General features: G+C 68.2%; 12 protein-coding genes. 2 read left to right on the forward strand and 10 right to left on the reverse strand.

Features of this window, described 5'->3' with window-relative positions; translation table 11 throughout:
• Positions 1 to 34: 34 nt before the first annotated feature.
• The 7 genes from lpdA to K2Y56_RS21910 all read right to left on the reverse strand — a co-directional run bounded on the left by lpdA (position 35) and on the right by K2Y56_RS21910 (position 6,890).
• Positions 35 to 1,474 (reverse strand): dihydrolipoyl dehydrogenase, encoded by a 1,440-nt coding sequence (gene lpdA, locus K2Y56_RS21880; RefSeq protein ID WP_292512731.1) that lies wholly within the window; start codon positions 1,472 to 1,474, stop codon positions 35 to 37.
• A gap of 122 nt (positions 1,475 to 1,596) precedes the next feature.
• Positions 1,597 to 3,000: a pyruvate dehydrogenase complex dihydrolipoamide acetyltransferase gene (locus K2Y56_RS21885; RefSeq protein ID WP_292512734.1), complete on the reverse strand. Its 1,404-nt coding sequence runs from the start codon at positions 2,998 to 3,000 to the stop codon at positions 1,597 to 1,599.
• A 4-nt stretch (positions 3,001 to 3,004) separates the two neighbouring features.
• On the reverse strand, positions 3,005 to 3,598 hold the full coding sequence (locus tag K2Y56_RS21890; protein WP_292512736.1) for a Uma2 family endonuclease: 594 nt from the start codon (positions 3,596 to 3,598) through the stop codon (positions 3,005 to 3,007).
• 11 nt (positions 3,599 to 3,609) lie between these two features.
• Entirely contained in the window at positions 3,610 to 3,885 is a 276-nt protein-coding gene (locus K2Y56_RS21895; protein ID WP_292512739.1) for a DUF5076 domain-containing protein, read from the reverse strand.
• A gap of 10 nt (positions 3,886 to 3,895) precedes the next feature.
• A complete protein-coding gene (locus K2Y56_RS21900; RefSeq protein WP_292512742.1) occupies positions 3,896 to 5,341 on the reverse strand; it encodes a pyruvate dehydrogenase complex E1 component subunit beta in 1,446 nt (481 codons plus the stop codon).
• A gap of 42 nt (positions 5,342 to 5,383) precedes the next feature.
• Positions 5,384 to 6,451, reverse strand: coding sequence for a pyruvate dehydrogenase (acetyl-transferring) E1 component subunit alpha (pdhA, locus tag K2Y56_RS21905; RefSeq protein ID WP_292512745.1), 1,068 nt, complete (start codon positions 6,449 to 6,451; stop codon positions 5,384 to 5,386).
• Positions 6,452 to 6,578: 127 nt separating this feature from the next.
• Positions 6,579 to 6,890: a septum formation initiator family protein gene (locus tag K2Y56_RS21910; RefSeq protein ID WP_292512747.1), complete on the reverse strand. Its 312-nt coding sequence runs from the start codon at positions 6,888 to 6,890 to the stop codon at positions 6,579 to 6,581.
• A gap of 77 nt (positions 6,891 to 6,967) precedes the next feature.
• On the opposite strand from K2Y56_RS21910, the gene K2Y56_RS21915 reads away from it, so the two are divergent.
• Together K2Y56_RS21915 and mntR are read left to right on the forward strand one after the other, a co-directional pair.
• The gene (locus tag K2Y56_RS21915) at positions 6,968 to 7,912 is read left to right on the forward strand and encodes a LysR substrate-binding domain-containing protein (protein ID WP_292512838.1); all 945 of its coding nucleotides are present in this window, start codon (positions 6,968 to 6,970) and stop codon (positions 7,910 to 7,912) included.
• Positions 7,913 to 8,003: 91 nt separating this feature from the next.
• Positions 8,004 to 8,456 carry a manganese-binding transcriptional regulator MntR gene (gene mntR, locus K2Y56_RS21920; protein ID WP_292512751.1) on the forward strand — a complete coding sequence of 151 codons (453 nt, stop codon included), beginning with the start codon at positions 8,004 to 8,006 and terminating at the stop codon, positions 8,454 to 8,456.
• A 21-nt stretch (positions 8,457 to 8,477) separates the two neighbouring features.
• On the opposite strand, the gene K2Y56_RS21925 is transcribed toward mntR, so the two are convergent.
• The 3 genes from K2Y56_RS21925 to K2Y56_RS21935 are packed head-to-tail and all read right to left on the reverse strand — an operon-like array spanning position 8,478 to position 15,171.
• Positions 8,478 to 9,398 (reverse strand): transglutaminase family protein, encoded by a 921-nt coding sequence (locus K2Y56_RS21925; protein ID WP_292512754.1) that lies wholly within the window; start codon positions 9,396 to 9,398, stop codon positions 8,478 to 8,480.
• Positions 9,395 to 11,905, reverse strand: a complete 2,511-nt coding sequence (locus tag K2Y56_RS21930; protein WP_292512756.1) for a circularly permuted type 2 ATP-grasp protein — start codon at positions 11,903 to 11,905, stop codon at positions 9,395 to 9,397. The genes K2Y56_RS21925 and K2Y56_RS21930 overlap by 4 nt, the downstream gene beginning before the upstream one ends.
• Positions 11,902 to 15,171 (reverse strand): DUF2126 domain-containing protein, encoded by a 3,270-nt coding sequence (locus K2Y56_RS21935; protein ID WP_292512758.1) that lies wholly within the window; start codon positions 15,169 to 15,171, stop codon positions 11,902 to 11,904. Before K2Y56_RS21935 ends, K2Y56_RS21930 begins: the two co-directional genes overlap by 4 nt.
• Positions 15,172 to 15,384: the final 213 nt, after the last annotated feature.

Here is a 15,384-nt window from a genome sequence, read left to right on the forward strand (position 1 = left end):
GTCCGATGCCGCGGCCGGGCAGTTCCGTGTCACATCACGAGTGGATCACCCGCCCATAAGCGTCGAGCACGCTCTCGTGCATCATCTCGGAGAGCGTCGGGTGCGGGAAGACCGTGTGCATCAGGTCTTCCTCGGTCGTCTCGAGGTTCATCGCCACCACGTAGCCCTGGATCAGCTCGGTGACCTCTGCCCCGACCATGTGGGCGCCGAGGAGCTGGCCGGTCTTGGCGTCGAAGATCGTCTTCACCATCCCGTCCGGCTCGCCGAGGGCGATCGCCTTGCCGTTGCCGGCGAAGGGGAAGCGGCCGACCTTGACGGCAAACCCCTGCTCCTTGGCCTTCGCCTCGGTGAGGCCCACGGAGGCGATCTGCGGCTGGCAATAGGTACAGCCCGGGATCTTGGCCTTGTCCATGGCGTGGGTGTGCAGGCCCTTGATGGTCTCGACGCAGAGCACGCCCTCGTGCTCGGCTTTGTGGGCGAGCATCGGCGGGCCGGCGACATCGCCGATGGCGTAGACACCCGGCACGTTGGTCTTGCCCAATCCGTCGGTGACGACGATGCCGCGCTCGATCGTCACCCCGAGTTTCTCGAGCCCGATCCCCTCGATATTGCCGACGACGCCGACGGCCGAGATCAGCTTCTCGGCGGTGAGCTGCTGGGTCTTGCCGTCGCCGGTTTCGATGGTGGCGGTGACGGAATCGGCCGCCTTCTCCACCTTCGTCACCTTGGCGCCGGTGAGGATCCTGATGCCCTGCTTCTCGAAGCGCTTGCGCGCGAGGCCCGCGATCTCGGCATCCTCCACCGGCAGGATCTGCGGCAGAAGCTCTATCACTGTCACCTCGGCGCCCATGGTGCGGTAGAACGAGGCGAACTCGATGCCGATGGCGCCGGAACCCATGACGAGCAGGCTCTTTGGCATGCTCTCGGGGACCATGGCCTCGTAATAGGTCCAGATCTGCTTCTTATCGGGTTCGATGCCGGGGATGGCGCGCGGCCGAGCACCCGTTGCCACGATAATGTGGCGGGCCGAATAGGAGCCGGCAGCAAGCGCTCCCTTCGGCGCCGGTGCGCGGCTCGTCTCCTTCACCGCGATGGTACCGGCCTGGTTGCCTTTCGGCGCCGCTTCGATCGACGCTTCGCCCCAGATCACGTCGACCTTGTTCTTCTTGAGCAGCATGCCGACGCCGCCGTTGAGCCGGGACGAGACCCCGCGCGAGCGCTTGACGATGGCGGCGGTGTCGTAGCCGACCTCCTTGGCTGACAGCCCGTAATCGCCCGCATGCTGCATGTAATGGTAGATCTCGGCGGTGCGCAGCAGGGCTTTGGTCGGGATGCAGCCCCAGTTGAGGCAGATGCCGCCGAGATGCTCGCGGTCCACCACCGCCGTCTTGAACCCGAGTTGGGCGGCGCGGATGGCGGCCACGTAGCCGCCGGGGCCGGCGCCGATGACGAGGATGTCGTAGGTTTCGGGCATGTCTGGGCTCCTACGCGCCCGATCCTTGCGGAGCGGTGCCGAGGGTGGATCCGCTCTCGCGGATTGAGGTGTTCGCCTCCCCTCCCCTAGCCGGGAGGAGAGCGCGTTAGCGACCTACGCGATCACACCAGCATCCCCATCGGCGCCTCGATCAGCCCCTTGAACGCCGAGATCAGTTCGGCGCCGAGCGCCCCATCGAGCACGCGGTGATCGCAGGACAAGGTCGCGGTCATCACCTGCACAACCGCAGGGGCATTGTCCTTGACGACGACGCGCTTCTCGCCCGCGCCGACCGCCAGGATCGAAGATTGGGGCGGGTTGATCACCGCGGTGAAGTGCTTGATGCCGAACATGCCGAGATTGGACACCGAGGTGACGCCGCCCTGGTACTCCTCGGGCTTGAGCTTCTTTGCGCGGGCGCGGGCGGCGAAGTCCTTCATCTCGTTGGAGATGGTCGAGAGCGTCTTCTGGTCGGCCTTGCGGATGACGGGCGTGAACAACCCGCCGTCGATCGCGACCGCGACGCCGACCTCGGCGTTGTTGAAGCGCAGGATACGGTCCTCGGCCCAGACCGCGTTGGCGGTGGGCACCCGCATCAGGGCGAGGCCCATCGCCTTGATGACGAAGTCGTTGACCGAGAGCTTGAACAGCGGCTTGCCGTCTTTGCCCGTTCCCGCGCTCTTGTTGAGCTGCTCGCGCAGGGCCATCAGCGCGTCGATCTCGCAATCGACGGTGAGATAGAAGTGCGGCGCCACCTGCATCGCCTCGGTGAGGCGCTTGGCGATGGTCTTGCGCATGCCGTCGAGGGGCACCTCCTCGTAGGCGCCCTTCTGATAGAAGCCGCGGACCTGATCGACCGAGAGGCCGGCCGGCGCAGAGACGGCAGCCTTCGGGCCGGGAGCGGCCGGCGCTGGCGCGGTTTCCGCCGCAGCGGGGGGCGCCGGCTTCGGCGCTCCGGCCTTGGCCGATCCGCTCGCGATCGCCCCGCGCACATCGCGCTCGATCACCCGGCCGCGCGGGCCCGAACCGGAGACCGCCGAGAGGTCTATTCCTTCGAGTTTGGCGATGCGACGGGCCAGCGGCGAAGCGACGATCCGGTCGCCCGCTCCCTGCGCCTGCGCCGTGCCACTCGGTTTGGCGCCCTCCGGCGCCTCGTTGACGCGGGCATAGGACATGGTGCCGCCGCCGGGCGTGGCGTTCTCGGTGGCAGGTGGCGCCTCAGGCTTTGAGGTTTCGGCCTTGGCGGCCCCATTGCCGGGCGCCTGGACGCTTCCGGGATCCTCGCCCTCGCCCGCGATGATGGCGATGAGGTCGTTCACCGGCACGTCGGCGGTGCCTTCGGGGACGAGGATCTTGGCGAGCACGCCCTCGTCGATGGCCTCGACCTCCATCGTCGCCTTGTCGGTCTCGATCTCGGCGAGCACGTCGCCGGATTTGACCGCATCGCCCTCCTTCTTGAGCCACTTGGCGAGGTTGCCCTTCTCCATCGTCGGCGACAGGGCGGGCATCAGGACGTTGATCGGCATGGCGTCAGGTCTCTGGCGAAGTGGGGGCGGCCGGGTCGTCGAAGGGAAACAGGTCGTCGAGGGGGAACGACACGGCATCGAAGGGCGGTAGGCTGACCGGCTCGCCGCGCTGGACGGTGCCGGGGAGCAGCCACTGGCGGCCGGTCAGCGCGAAGCCTTCGAGGACGCCGTCGCCAGGATCGAGGAGCCAGAGATGACTGACGCCGGCCTCGGCATAGATGCGGCGCTTGGGGCCGCGATCGAGGCGGCTCGTCGAGGGAGACAGGATCTCGCAGACCCAATCTGGCGGCGTCTCGATGAAGGCGGTGTCCGGCTCGACCGGCATCCGTTCCCGCCGCCAGCCCGCGAGATCGGGTATCACGACGTTTGCCCCAAGACGAAGTTCGGGCTCGTCGATGAAGATCCAACCACCCGGGCCCCCACGCCCGCGATCGAAGGGTCCGTACAACTCGCCGCCCAGGCGTTTTGCAGCCCGTCCATGACGAGGCCTTGGCCAGGGATGCGTCTCCAGCGCCCCATTGATGATCTCGGCGACGAGATGCGCCGGGACCGCCTCGAGATCGGCATAGGTGGCTTCGCGGATCGCGGCGTCGGCCATGGGCGCTGCCGTTAGTTGAAGCCGCCGGGGTCGAGGCTCTCGGCCTCCCACCCGGCGCGGATGCGGTCGAACGCCTCGTCTTCCGACATCCCGGTCTCCAGGCTGTAGGCTCGGGCAGCCTGGCGGGCGAGGTCGATCAGCAGGCGGCCCCAGGTCGCCGGGTCGTCGAAGGAACGGCGCAGGGCAACGCTCACGGCTCCGTCCACGACAGCCGCACGCAACACTTCGACGCCGCCCTGTTCGAGGGCGTCCGGCGGCACGCTAAGTTCGGCGAAGGGTTCGCTCACGATCCCGCCCCTATCGATAGCAGACCGCCTTTGCCGCCTCGACGACCTCGGCGACGTTCGGCAGCGCGAGCTTCTCGAGATTGGCCGCATACGGCATCGGCACGTCCTTGCCGGTGATGCGCAGGACCGGCGCGTCGAGGAAGTCGAAGGCTTCCACCATCAGGCGGGCGACGATCTCGGCCCCGATGCCCGATTGCGGGAAGCCTTCCTCCACCGTGATGCAGCGGCCGGTCTTCTTGACCGATTCCACTACCGTGTCGGTATCCATGGGCCGGAGCGTGCGAAGGTCGATCACCTCGGCCTCGATGCCCTCCTCGGCGAGCGCCTGGGCCGCCTTCAGCGCGTAGGTCATGCCGATCGAGAACGACACGATGGTCACGTCCTTGCCGGTGCGGTGGACCTTGGCCTTGCCGATCGGGACCACGAAATCGTCAAGCTTCGGCACCGGGAAGGTCTGGCCGTAGAGGATCTCGTTCTCGAGGAAGATCACCGGGTTGGGGTCGCGGATCGCGGCCTTGAGCAGGCCCTTCGCGTCGGCGGCCGTGTAGGGCGCGATCACCTTGAGGCCCGGTACGTTCGAGTACCAGGCGGAGTAGTCGTGGCTGTGCTGGGCGCCGACGCGGGCGGCGGCGCCGTTGGGGCCGCGGAACACGATGGGGCAGCCGAGCTGGCCGCCGGACATGTAGAGGGTTTTCGCCGCAGAGTTGATGATGTGGTCGATCGCCTGCATGGCGAAGTTGAAGGTCATGAACTCGACGATGGGCCTCAGGCCGGTGAAGGCCGCACCCACTGCGATGCCGGCAAAGCCGTGCTCTGTGATCGGCGTATCGACGACGCGGCGGGCGCCGAATTCCTGCAGCAGCCCTTGCGTGATCTTGTAGGCGCCTTGGTATTCGGCGACCTCCTCACCCATCACGAACACGGAATCGTCGGAGCGCATCTCCTCCGCCATGGCGTCGCGGAGAGCCTCGCGTACGCTGATCGTCACCATCTCGGTACCGGAGGGGTATTCCTCCATCACCGGGGCGGGTGCCTTGTTGGTGATGACGGCCGGCGCCGCAGGGGCCCTGGGTGCGTCGTCCGACGTCTTGGACGCGGATGCGGTCTTTTCCGCTTGGCCTTCGGCCTTCATGTCGGGAGTCGGAGCGGGCTGGGGCTCGCCGGCCCCGTTCGGCTTCCTGCCCCCGCCTGAGGCCGCTGCCGACACGTCCTCGCCCTCGCCGGCGATGATGGCGATCGGGGTGTTCACCTTCACCCCTTCCGAGCCTTCTTCGACCAGGATCTTGGCGAGAATCCCTTCGTCGATGGCCTCGACCTCCATCGTCGCCTTGTCGGTCTCGATCTCGGCGAGGACATCGCCGGATTTGACCGAATCCCCCTCCTTCTTCAGCCACTTGGCGAGCTTGCCCTCCTCCATGGTGGGCGAGAGGGCAGGCATCAGAATGTCGGTCGCCATGGGGTGCTCGTCGCTCGGGGTTGGCGGGCGGACTGGAGAAGATCAGGCCCGCGCTTCGAGGAGGATGTCGGTCCAGAGTTCCGACGGATCGGGCTCGGGATCGTGGGTCGCGAACTCGGCTGCGTCGTTGACGATCTCTCGGACCTTCGCGTCGGTCGCCTTGAGCTCGGCCTCGGGCACGCCGTGCGCCTCGATCAGGCGCTTGCGCACCATCTCGATCGGGTCGTGCTCGTCTCGCATCTTGGAGACCTCGTCCTTGGTCCGGTATTTGGCCGGATCGGACATCGAATGGCCGCGATAGCGGTAGGTCTGCATCTCGAGGATGTAGGGTCCCTCCCCCGAACGGGCGTGCTCGATGGCGCGGTTCGCCGCCTCGCGCACGGTGCGCACGTCCATGCCGTCGACCTGCTCGCCGGGAATGCCGAACGAGATGCCGCGCTTGGAGAAATCGGTCTGTGCCGAGGCGCGGGCCACCGATGTGCCCATGGCGTAGCGGTTGTTCTCGATGACGTAGACGACCGGCAGCTTCCAGAGCTGGGCCATGTTGAAGCTCTCGTAGACCTGGCCCTGGTTGGCGGCACCGTCGCCCATATAGGTCAGGCTGACCTTGCCGTTCTTGCGATAGGCGTCGGCGAAGCCGAGGCCGGTGCCGAGCGACACCTGCGCTCCGACGATGCCGTGGCCGCCGAAGAACTGCTTTTCACGGCTGAACATGTGCATCGAGCCGCCCTTGCCGCGGCTGTAGCCCCCGCGCCGTCCGGTGAGCTCGGCCATGACGCCCTTGGCATCCATGCCGCAGGCCAGCATATGGCCGTGATCACGGTATCCAGTGATCACCTGATCGCCCTCGACCGAGGCCATCTGCATGCCGATGACGACGGCCTCCTGGCCGATATAGAGGTGGCAGAAGCCGCCGATCAGCCCCATTCCGTAGAGCTGGCCCGCCTTCTCCTCGAAGCGGCGGATCAGCAGCATCTCGTGATAGGCGTGAAGGTCCTCGTCCTTGGTGAACTGGGGCGTGTTTGGCGCCGGCGCATGATCGGGAGCGCTCTCGCGGGCGGCCTTTCCGGCTTCGGCTTTGGCGTGACCCGCTTCGTTCGCGGCATCCATCGGCGACCTCCCGTGACCTGATCTTGCCCGCCGAAGTCTTACGGCAGGGTCGGCCGGAAAGCGAGGGTGAGTGCAGGCGGGAGGATAGCAACGGCGGGATCTGTCACCCGTCTTGGCCGCTGCGCCGTCAGGGGTCGATGATCACCACGTCGTTGGCGTGGACTCGGCCGAGGACGACGCGGGCACGCTCTTCGAGGAGGTCGCGATCGATCTGGTCCGAGCGCAGGAGCGCGACACGATGCTCCCAGATCGCGCGGTCCGCCTTCACCGCGGCAAGCTCCTGGTTGAGGCCGTAGGCCTGGATCTTGAGGGCGCGCTTGGCGATGAGGCCGCGGTTGCCGCCCTCGGCTTGCTGTATGAAATAGCCGACGACGAGGGCCGACACGGCGTAGAGGCCGAGCGGCATCAGGACGGAACGGACGCGGCGACGGACAACCATGTGCATGAGCATCGGCGCACAGGGTTAAGGAAGTCCTGACGGCCAGCTTTTCACCAGCGACAGGAACGGCCAGGATGATGCGCTTCGACCTTGTCGATCTCAGCCTGTTCCGCCACGTGGTGGAGGCGGGCTCGATCACCCATGGGGCGGCGCGGGCAAACCTCGCCCTCGCCGCCGCCTCGGCGCGGGTGCGCGGCATGGAGGAGACGCTCGGAGCCGCCCTTCTCACGCGCAGCCGCCAAGGGGTCGCCTTGACGCCGGCGGGGCGCACCTTGGTGGCCCATGCCCGCGCCGTTCTCGACCGGGTCGAGCGCATGCAGGGCGAACTCGCGGCTTACGCGGGCGGCACCGTCGGCCAGATCCGCCTCCTGTCGAACACCAATGCGCTGACCGAATTCCTGCCCGAGGTGCTCAGTGCCTACCTCGCCAGCCATCCCGGCGTCAGCGTCGACATCGAGGAGCGGACTTCGGACGAGATCGTCGGGCTGGTGGCGGAAGGGACCGCCGATCTCGGCATCGTGGCGGGCACCGTCGATACCGGCAGCCTGCAGACCTATCCGTTCCGGCAGGATCGCTTCGTCGTCGTGGTCGCTTCCGGCCACGCCCTCGACGGGCGCGGCGAGGTCGGCTTCGCCGAGGTGTTGGAACACGACATCGTCGGGCTCGACAGAGCCAGCGCGCTCACGCGCTTCCTTGCCGACAAGGCCGCCCGCATCGACGGAAGGACCATGCGGCTGCGGGTCCAGTTGCGCAGCTTCGATGCCGTCTGCCGTCTCGTCGAATGCGGCGTCGGCGTCGGCATCGTCCCCGAGACCACGGCGCGACGGGCGATCCGCAGCATGGGAATCGGCCTCGTGCCCCTGACCGATCCGTGGGCATTGCGCGACCTGACCCTGTGCCTTCGCGCCCTTGACGCCCTTCCGGCCTTCGCGCGGGATTTTGTGGCGCAACTCCGGGCGCCTGCAGGTTTCGATCGCCAGATCCCGAACGGGGGGCTCCCATCCGGGGCCAGGCTTGGCTAGAACGAAGTCGGCCGGAGCCACACGGCATCGGCCCAAGACGCGGCAGGTCGGGCGGCGACCCGTCGGAATAGGTCAGGGAGTCAGCGGCACCATGCGCGAACCGCCGCGATCAGAGCCTGAAGCGACCCTCATCGATGCAGACGTGCATGTGGAAAGCTTCCGGCAGGCGCGCGAGGCGCGGCGGCTCGAACTCGTCGAGGATTATGTCGAGCTCATCGCCGACCTGATCGGCGACGGCGGCGAAGCGCGCCAGGTCGACATCGCCGCCCGCCTCGGCGTCGCCCAGCCGACGGTGGCCAAGATGCTCAAGCGTCTTGCCGAGGACGGCCTGGTGCAGCAGCGCCCCTATCGCGGCGTCTTCCTCACCGCGGCCGGCCAGACCCTGGCGACCCAGAGCCGCGAGCGCCACCGCATCGTCGAGCACTTCCTCTGCGCCCTCGGCGTCAGCGCCGAGACCGCCCGCCGCGACGCCGAAGGCATCGAGCACCATGTCAGCGCTGAAACGCTGGAGGCATTCCGGCGGTTTTCGGAAGGGCGCAGCTAGCGCGGACAAGCAGACACCCTCCTATGCGGTGGCGGCTTCCGGCTCGGCCTCAACGGCCTCCGGCATCGCTTCGCCTTCGGGGATGACGTCGACCTCGACGCGTAGCTTCTGCGAGCCCGACGAGGAGACCATGCCGTCGATCGGCGCGACGTCGGTGTAGTCGCGGCCCTGCGCCACGAGGATATGGTCGTCGCGGACTCCGATGCCGTTGGTGGGGTCGAGGCCGATCCAGCCATCCCCACACCACACCGAGACCCAGGCATGGCTCGCATCGGCTCCGCGAAGGCGCGGACGGCCCGGCGGCGGGAGGGTGCGCAGATAGCCGCTGACATAGGCAGCCGGCATCCCGAGGCCCCTGAGGCCTGCGATCATGATGTGGGCGAAGTCCTGGCAGACCCCGGCACGCTGCGCGAAGGCCTCTGCCAGGGGCGTCTGCACCGTGGTGGCCTTGGAATCGAATGTGAAGTCGGCGCGGATGCGCCCCATCAGGTCGAAGGCGGCGCCGTAGGCGCTGCGGCCCGGCGCGAAGCTCGCGCGGGCGTAATCGGTCACGGCCGGGACGAGGGGGACGCGAAGGCTCGGAAACAGGTAGTGGATCGGCGCGTCGGCCCCGAGGGAGCGGGAGGTCAGCGCTCTGAGCCGGACCTCCTCCCAGCTCTGGCCGGATTCAGGCTCCGGCAGCGGCCGCCGCTCCACCGCCACGCGCGAGAGCGCCTCGACCCGCAACTCGCTGTGGACCGCGTCGATGGTGACGGCTTCGATCTCCAATCCGAAGTAATCGCGCCTCACCACGCGGGTGCGTGGGTTCGGCGAGATCGTCAGGGTGCTCTCGATCACCCGCTGGCCATCGCCCTCCTGCGGCCGAAGGCGGAGGGCGCAACGGGCGAAGCGAACCGGCTTGCCGTAGCGATAGCGAGTGAGATGGCGCAGCGTGTAGATCACGCGAGCCCCATCAGTTTCTCGGGCCGCAGGGCATGGGGGCCGTTCGGGAAGTAGCGGCCGGCGATGGCATCGGCCAGCGTCTCGAACGAGGCTTCCAGCCGGGCGAGCGAGGCGCTGTCGAAATCGGCCGCCTCGCCGGTGGAGAACTCGGCCCGCAACTGCAGGGCGAGGCGGCGATGCGGCTCGGGCAGGCCGTCGGCGCGGAGGGCCGGCAAGTCGTCGAGGTGCCGCGTGATCGCCTCGATCTGGAAGGCCACCGAGCGAGGGTTGAAGGCGTCGAGCAGAACCATGTCTCGCACCGGGTCGAGGGCGACACCGTGCATGTAGCGCGCGCCGTAGGTGATGTGCGAATCGCAGAGCGACAGCATCACGGCGAGATCCTCGGCCCCCGCCTCGTCGCCGGCAAAGCGCAGGGCCAGGGCACAGGTATTGATCGCCCGCTCGATGCGCCGGCCGAGGTCGACGAAGTGCCAGCCGGCGGTGCGGTTCATGTTCTCCTGCGCCAGGCCCGACAGGGCGGCGACATGGCTGAGTGCCCGTTCCGCCAGCCCGAGGAGCTGGGCTTCGGCGCGCGCCTCGCCGTCGCCGTGGTCGAGGGCATCGCGCAGGTCCGTGAGCACACGCCAAGCCTCGCTCGAGAGCCGTTCGCGCAAGGAGGCGGCGTTCGCCTGGGCCGAGAGCCCGTGCGAGAGCGCCGAGCCGTGGACATCGCGCCCGCACAGGGCTTCGCGGGCAAGATAGGCGGTAGGCAGGTCCGGCGCGCTGATCGCGCCCCACTCGTCGAGGATGGCGCGGATGCGAAGCGCCGTCGGCGCCTTCGCGTCGCCGGCGAGGTCGGCGACCACCGCGTCGCCGACGCTGCCGAGATGCGCGACGACGAGGCGGATGACGATCTCGGCGCGCTCGACGTAGCGGCCGAACCAGAACAGGTTGTCGGCGGCCCGCGACGGCAGGTGGCCGGCGATGCGGCGCACGCGGGGCGCGCCCTGCTGGATCAGCGAGACCGGCTCGACCGGCCTGTCCGACAGGATCCAGACATCTGCCGCCTTGATCCCGGCCCGCATCTCGATCGGTTCGACGTCGGGCCGCTCCGACATCCGGCAGAAGCCGCCGGGCATGACCCGCCAGCCGTCGGGCGTCGCCGCCGCGAAGACCCGGAGCACGAAGGGCCGCGGCACGAGGCGAAGGGTGCCGCTGCCCCGCTCCCAGCCGGGCGTCGTCGAGAGCGGTGCAGCTTCCTCGGCGACATAGTCGAAGGACCGGTCGCGCAGGGCCGCCACCAGCCGCTCCTGTTCGGCGCCCAGCGCATGGGGACCGAGGATCGCATCGCGGGTCATGCCCTTGCCCGGCGTCGCCACCGGCCGCAGCGTCAGCTCGTCGAGCCTGTCGCGGACATGAGCGAGGGAATCGGGGTCGCCGCACCACCAGGAGCGCGAGCCCTGGAGAGCCAGGTCCTCCCCGAGGACCCGGCGTGCGATGCCCGGCAGGTAGGGGGCGAGCGCGCCGGATTCGAGAATCCCCGACCCCGGCATGTTGCCGACGACGAGGCTGCCCGCGCGCAGGGCCTCGATCAGGCCGGGGACGCCGAGGCGCGAGGCGGGATTGAGCTCGATCGGGTCCATGAAATCGGAATCGATCCGGCGCCAGAGCACGTCGGCCCGCTTGAGTCCTGAGACCGTGCGCACGTGCAGGACGCCGTCCTGGGTAACCAGGTCGTCGCCCTCCACGAGGAGCAGGCCGAGATAGCGCGCCAGCGCCGCCTGCTCGACATAGGTCGAACTCATCGGTCCCGATGTCAGGAGGCAGATGCGTGGGTCGCTGCGCTGCGCGCCGACGACGAGGCCCTCGCGGAAGGCCTGGAAGAAGTTCGCCAACCGCTCGACGTGGAGATCGGTGTAGAGATCCGGAAACGCGCGGCTGAGGACGAGGCGATTCTCCAGGGCGTAGCCCGGACCCGAAGGCGACTGCGTCCGGTCTGCGAGCACGCGCCAGCACCCGTCCGGTCCCCGCCCGATATCGGCGGCGTAGAGCTTGAGCCAGCGGCCGCCCGGCGGCGATACGCCGTGCAGCGGTCGCAGGAATTCCGGGCTTCCGGCCACCGCTGCGGCGGGAAGCAGTCCCTCGGCGACGAGGCTCCCTGCCCCGTAGATGTCGGAGAGGATCCATTCCATCAGCCCTGCGCGCTGGACGATGCCCTCGCTCAAAGCCCGCCACTCCGCCTCCTCGATGACGAGGGGCATCGAGCCGAGGGGCCAGGCATGGTCGCGCTTGTCGCCGTAGATCCGGTACGAGATGCCGGCATCGCGGATATGGCGCTCGGCCGAAGCGAAGCGCGCGGCGATCTCGGATTCGCCCATGGCGCCGAGGCGGCCGAGGACGCGCGGCCACGCACCCTTCGCGTGTCCATTGGCATCCATGAACTCGTCGGGCACGCCGGGCTGCGGTCGATAGCCCGCGGTCCAGCGCGCGATACGTTCCGCAGCCACTTGTCCGACCGGATCGCTCATGTCGGCGCCGGAACCCGCATGTCGAGGGTCATGGGGAATTCGCGGCTGATCTCCTCTTGCGGCATCGCCACCTTGCCGGGGGTGTGGCCGTGGGCCTCGAAGCGGGCGAGGCGGCGTCCTTCCGCCTCGTAGGTGTTGACCGGGAAGGTCTCGTAATTGCGGCCGCCCGGATGGCTGACATGATAGCGGCAGCCGCCGAGGGAGCGCCCGCTCCACGAATCGAGGATGTCGATGGTCAGCGGCGCATGCGGCGGGATCGTGGGATGCATCGAGGAGGCCGGCTGCCAGGCCTTGAAGCGCAGGCCCGCCACCGCCTCGCCCGAGACCCCCGTGGAGGTCATCGGCAAGCGCCGACCGTTACAGGCAATGACGTGGCGACCCGGCACGAAACCGGTCGCCTTCACCTGGAGTCGCTCGACCGATGAATCGACGTAGCGCACCGTGCCGCCGATTGCCCCCTCCTCCCCGAGAACGTGCCAGGGCTCCAATGCCTGGCGCAATTCGAGACTCACCCCGTCCTGCTCGATGCTGCCGAAGACGGGGAATCGGAACTCGTACTGCGCCTGGAAGGCCGCCGCATCGAAGTCGTAGCCGGCCGTGCGCAGATCGCCGAGGACACCGAGGAAATCGGTCCAGAGGAAGTGGGGCAACATGAAGCGGTCGTGCAGGCCGGTGCCCCAGCGGACGCATCTACCGTCCTGCGGCTCCCGCCAGAGCCACGCCACGATGGCGCGCAGGAGGAGCTGCTGCGCGAGACTCATGCGCGGGTCCGGCGGCATCTCGAAACCACGGAACTCGAGGAGCCCTAGGCGGCCCGTCGGCCCGTCCGGCGAGTAGAGCTTGTCGATGCAGATTTCGGAACGGTGGGTGTTGCCCGTGACGTCGACGAGGATGTTGCGGAAGATCCGGTCGACGAGCCAGCGCGGGATATTGGGCTCGTCGGGTTTCGGCACCTGGGCGAGGGCGATCTCGAGCTCGTAGAGCCCGTCATGCCGCGCCTCGTCCATGCGCGGCGCCTGGCTCGTCGGGCCGATATAGAGGCCGGAGAACAGGTAGGAGAGGCTCGGATGGCGCTGCCAGTACAGCACCAGGCTCTTCAGCAAATCGGGCCGGCGCAGAAACGGAGAATCGTCCGGTGTCGCACCGCCGAGGACGACGTGATTGCCGCCGCCCGTGCCGGTATGACGCCCGTCGATCATGAACTTCTGGGCGCCGAGCCGGATCTGCCGGGCATCCTCGTAGAGCTCGCTCGTGATGGTGACGGCCTCGCGCCAGCTCGAGGCGGGATGGACGTTGACCTCGATCACCCCAGGGTCCGGGGTCACCTTGATGACGCCGATGCGCGGGTCGTAGGGCGGCTCGTAGCCCTCGATGTGCAGCGGCAGCTTCAGCTTCGTGGCCACGGTCTCGAGATGGCCGAGGAGTTCGAGGTACTCCTCCGCCCGCTGCAACGGCGGCATGAACACGTGCAGCACCCCATCGCGCGGCTCGATCGCCAACGCGGTTCGGACGGCGACGCCGGTCACGCCCGATCCGTTGACGGTTTTCTCGCCGGGATGGCCCTCTGGCAGCGCACCGCGCCGCTCCAGCGGGTCCTGAGGCTGGTAATAGGGATAGTGCTCGGGCGGCACGTGGGGGAGCGAGGAGAGCGGCAGGCGGTAGCCCGCCGGGGAATCGCCGGGAGTCAGGAAGGCGTGGCCCCGGCGGAACTCCCAGGGCTCCGAGATCCATTGCCGGACCTCGTCGTCGCCCTTGCCGATGGGAAGGCTCGCCAATGGCAGCGCGTAGCCGGTGGGTTCCCCAAGGCCACGGGCAAAGACTCGGGCGATTCGGGTATTGGTCTCGGGGTTGGGCAGCTTGGCATCGGCGGTCGTGACGTTGACCGGCAACTCGTCCTTCTTGTCCTCCCAATAGACCGGATCCTCATAGGCCGGCAGGACATAGGCCGAGAGCCCGAGGGTCGAGGCGAGGCCGTCGATGAGGGCCTTCGCCTGGTCGATCGTCGCCTCGCCTGGTCCGGTCTCCGAGGCGATGAGATCGGGGTTTCGCCAGATGGGCTTGCCGTCCTTGCGCCAGAACAGGGCAAAGGCCCAGCGCGGCAGGCTCTCGCCCGGATACCACTTGCCCTGGCCGTAATGGAGCATCCCGCCGGGCGCGAACCGGGTACGCAGGCGACGAATGAGCTTGTCCGCGAGGCCGCGCTTCGTCGGACCGACGGCCGAGGCGTTCCACTCGGGCGACTCGAAATCATCGATCGAGACGAAGGTTGGCTCGCCACCCATGGTAAGGCGGACGTCCTGCTCGGCGAGGTCAGCGTCGATGCGCTCGCCGAGTGCGTCCATCGCCGTCCAGACGTCGTCCGAAAACGGCTTGGTGATGCGCGGCGCCTCGGCCACGCGGGTCACCGTCATCTCGAAGCCGAACTCGACCTTGGCCGGTTCGGCGAGGCCCGAGATCGGCGCTGCGGAGCGATAATGCGGCGTTGCTGCCAACGGAATGTGGCCTTCGCCGCAGAGAAGCCCCGAGGTGGCGTCGAGGCCGATCCAGCCCGCGCCCGGTAGGTAGACCTCGGCCCAGGCGTGAAGGTCGGTGAAGTCCGTGGTGGTGCCGGCCGGGCCGTCGACGGCGGTGGTGTCCGGGATGAGCTGGATCAGGTAGCCCGACACGAACCGCGCCGCGAGTCCGATCCGCCGCAGCACCTGCACCAGGAGCCAGGCGGAGTCGCGGCAGGAGCCGCTCTTGAGGGTCAGGGTCTCGGCCGGGCTCTGGACGCCCGGTTCCATCCTGACGCCGTAGGCGACCTCGGAGGCGATCTGCGCGTTGAGCGCCACGAGGAACAGCACCGTGTTCGGCTCGCTCGGCAGCCGCTCCAGGAAGGCGTCGATCTCCGGCCCTGTGGCGTCGTCGGTGGCGAGATAGGGCTTGAGCTCGGCGGTGAGTTCCGGGTCGTAGTCGAACGGCCGGGCCTGTGCGTAATCCTCGACGAAGAAGTCGAACGGGTTGATCACAGCCATGTCGGCGGTGATGTCGACCTCGATCTTCAGTTCCTTGGCCTTCTCAGGGAAGACGAGGCGGGCGAGCCAGTTGCCGTTCGGGTCCTGCTGCCAGTTGATGAAGTGGTTCTCGGGCGTGACCTTGAGCGAATAGGCCGGCACCTTCGTGCGCGTATGCGGCGCAGGACGCAGGCGCACCACCTGAGGGCCGAGCGAGATCGGCCTGTCGTAGGTGTAGTGCGTGACGTGGTGCAGGGCGGCTTTGATCGACACGGAGGCTCCCGCGAGGTTGAGTCTGCAAGGTGTTCGGCAGCGAGGCCCGCTCTGGCGAGCGGACGATCGAAACCCCGGATCGATCCGCAGATCGAAACCGGTCCGCGCGTTCTATAGGACGGCGATGGTACGTCTGTAACGGCGCCGGCGCGACCCCGATTCCGGCATGGTCCTCCAAGGCGTCCCGGGAGTTGTTGCCATGGCTTCGAGCCG

It is taken from the genome of Methylobacterium sp., from assembly GCF_019745455.1.
Lineage (GTDB): Bacteria > Pseudomonadota > Alphaproteobacteria > Rhizobiales > Beijerinckiaceae > Methylobacterium.

Excerpts from the sequence above, each read along its gene's own strand:
- lpdA (WP_292512731.1), bottom strand. The coding sequence starts at position 1,474 with ATGCCCGAAACCTACGACATCCTCGTCATCGGCGCCGGCCCCGGCGGC.
- K2Y56_RS21885 (WP_292512734.1), bottom strand. The coding sequence starts at position 3,000 with ATGCCGATCAACGTCCTGATGCCCGCCCTGTCGCCGACGATGGAGAAG.
- K2Y56_RS21890 (WP_292512736.1), bottom strand. The coding sequence starts at position 3,598 with ATGGCCGACGCCGCGATCCGCGAAGCCACCTATGCCGATCTCGAGGCG.
- K2Y56_RS21900 (WP_292512742.1), bottom strand. The coding sequence starts at position 5,341 with ATGGCGACCGACATTCTGATGCCTGCCCTCTCGCCCACCATGGAGGAG.
- pdhA (WP_292512745.1), bottom strand. The coding sequence starts at position 6,451 with ATGGATGCCGCGAACGAAGCGGGTCACGCCAAAGCCGAAGCCGGAAAG.
- K2Y56_RS21910 (WP_292512747.1), bottom strand. The coding sequence starts at position 6,890 with ATGGTTGTCCGTCGCCGCGTCCGTTCCGTCCTGATGCCGCTCGGCCTC.
- K2Y56_RS21915 (WP_292512838.1), top strand. The coding sequence starts at position 6,968 with ATGCGCTTCGACCTTGTCGATCTCAGCCTGTTCCGCCACGTGGTGGAG.
- mntR (WP_292512751.1), top strand. The coding sequence starts at position 8,004 with ATGCGCGAACCGCCGCGATCAGAGCCTGAAGCGACCCTCATCGATGCA.
- K2Y56_RS21930 (WP_292512756.1), bottom strand. The coding sequence starts at position 11,905 with ATGAGCGATCCGGTCGGACAAGTGGCTGCGGAACGTATCGCGCGCTGG.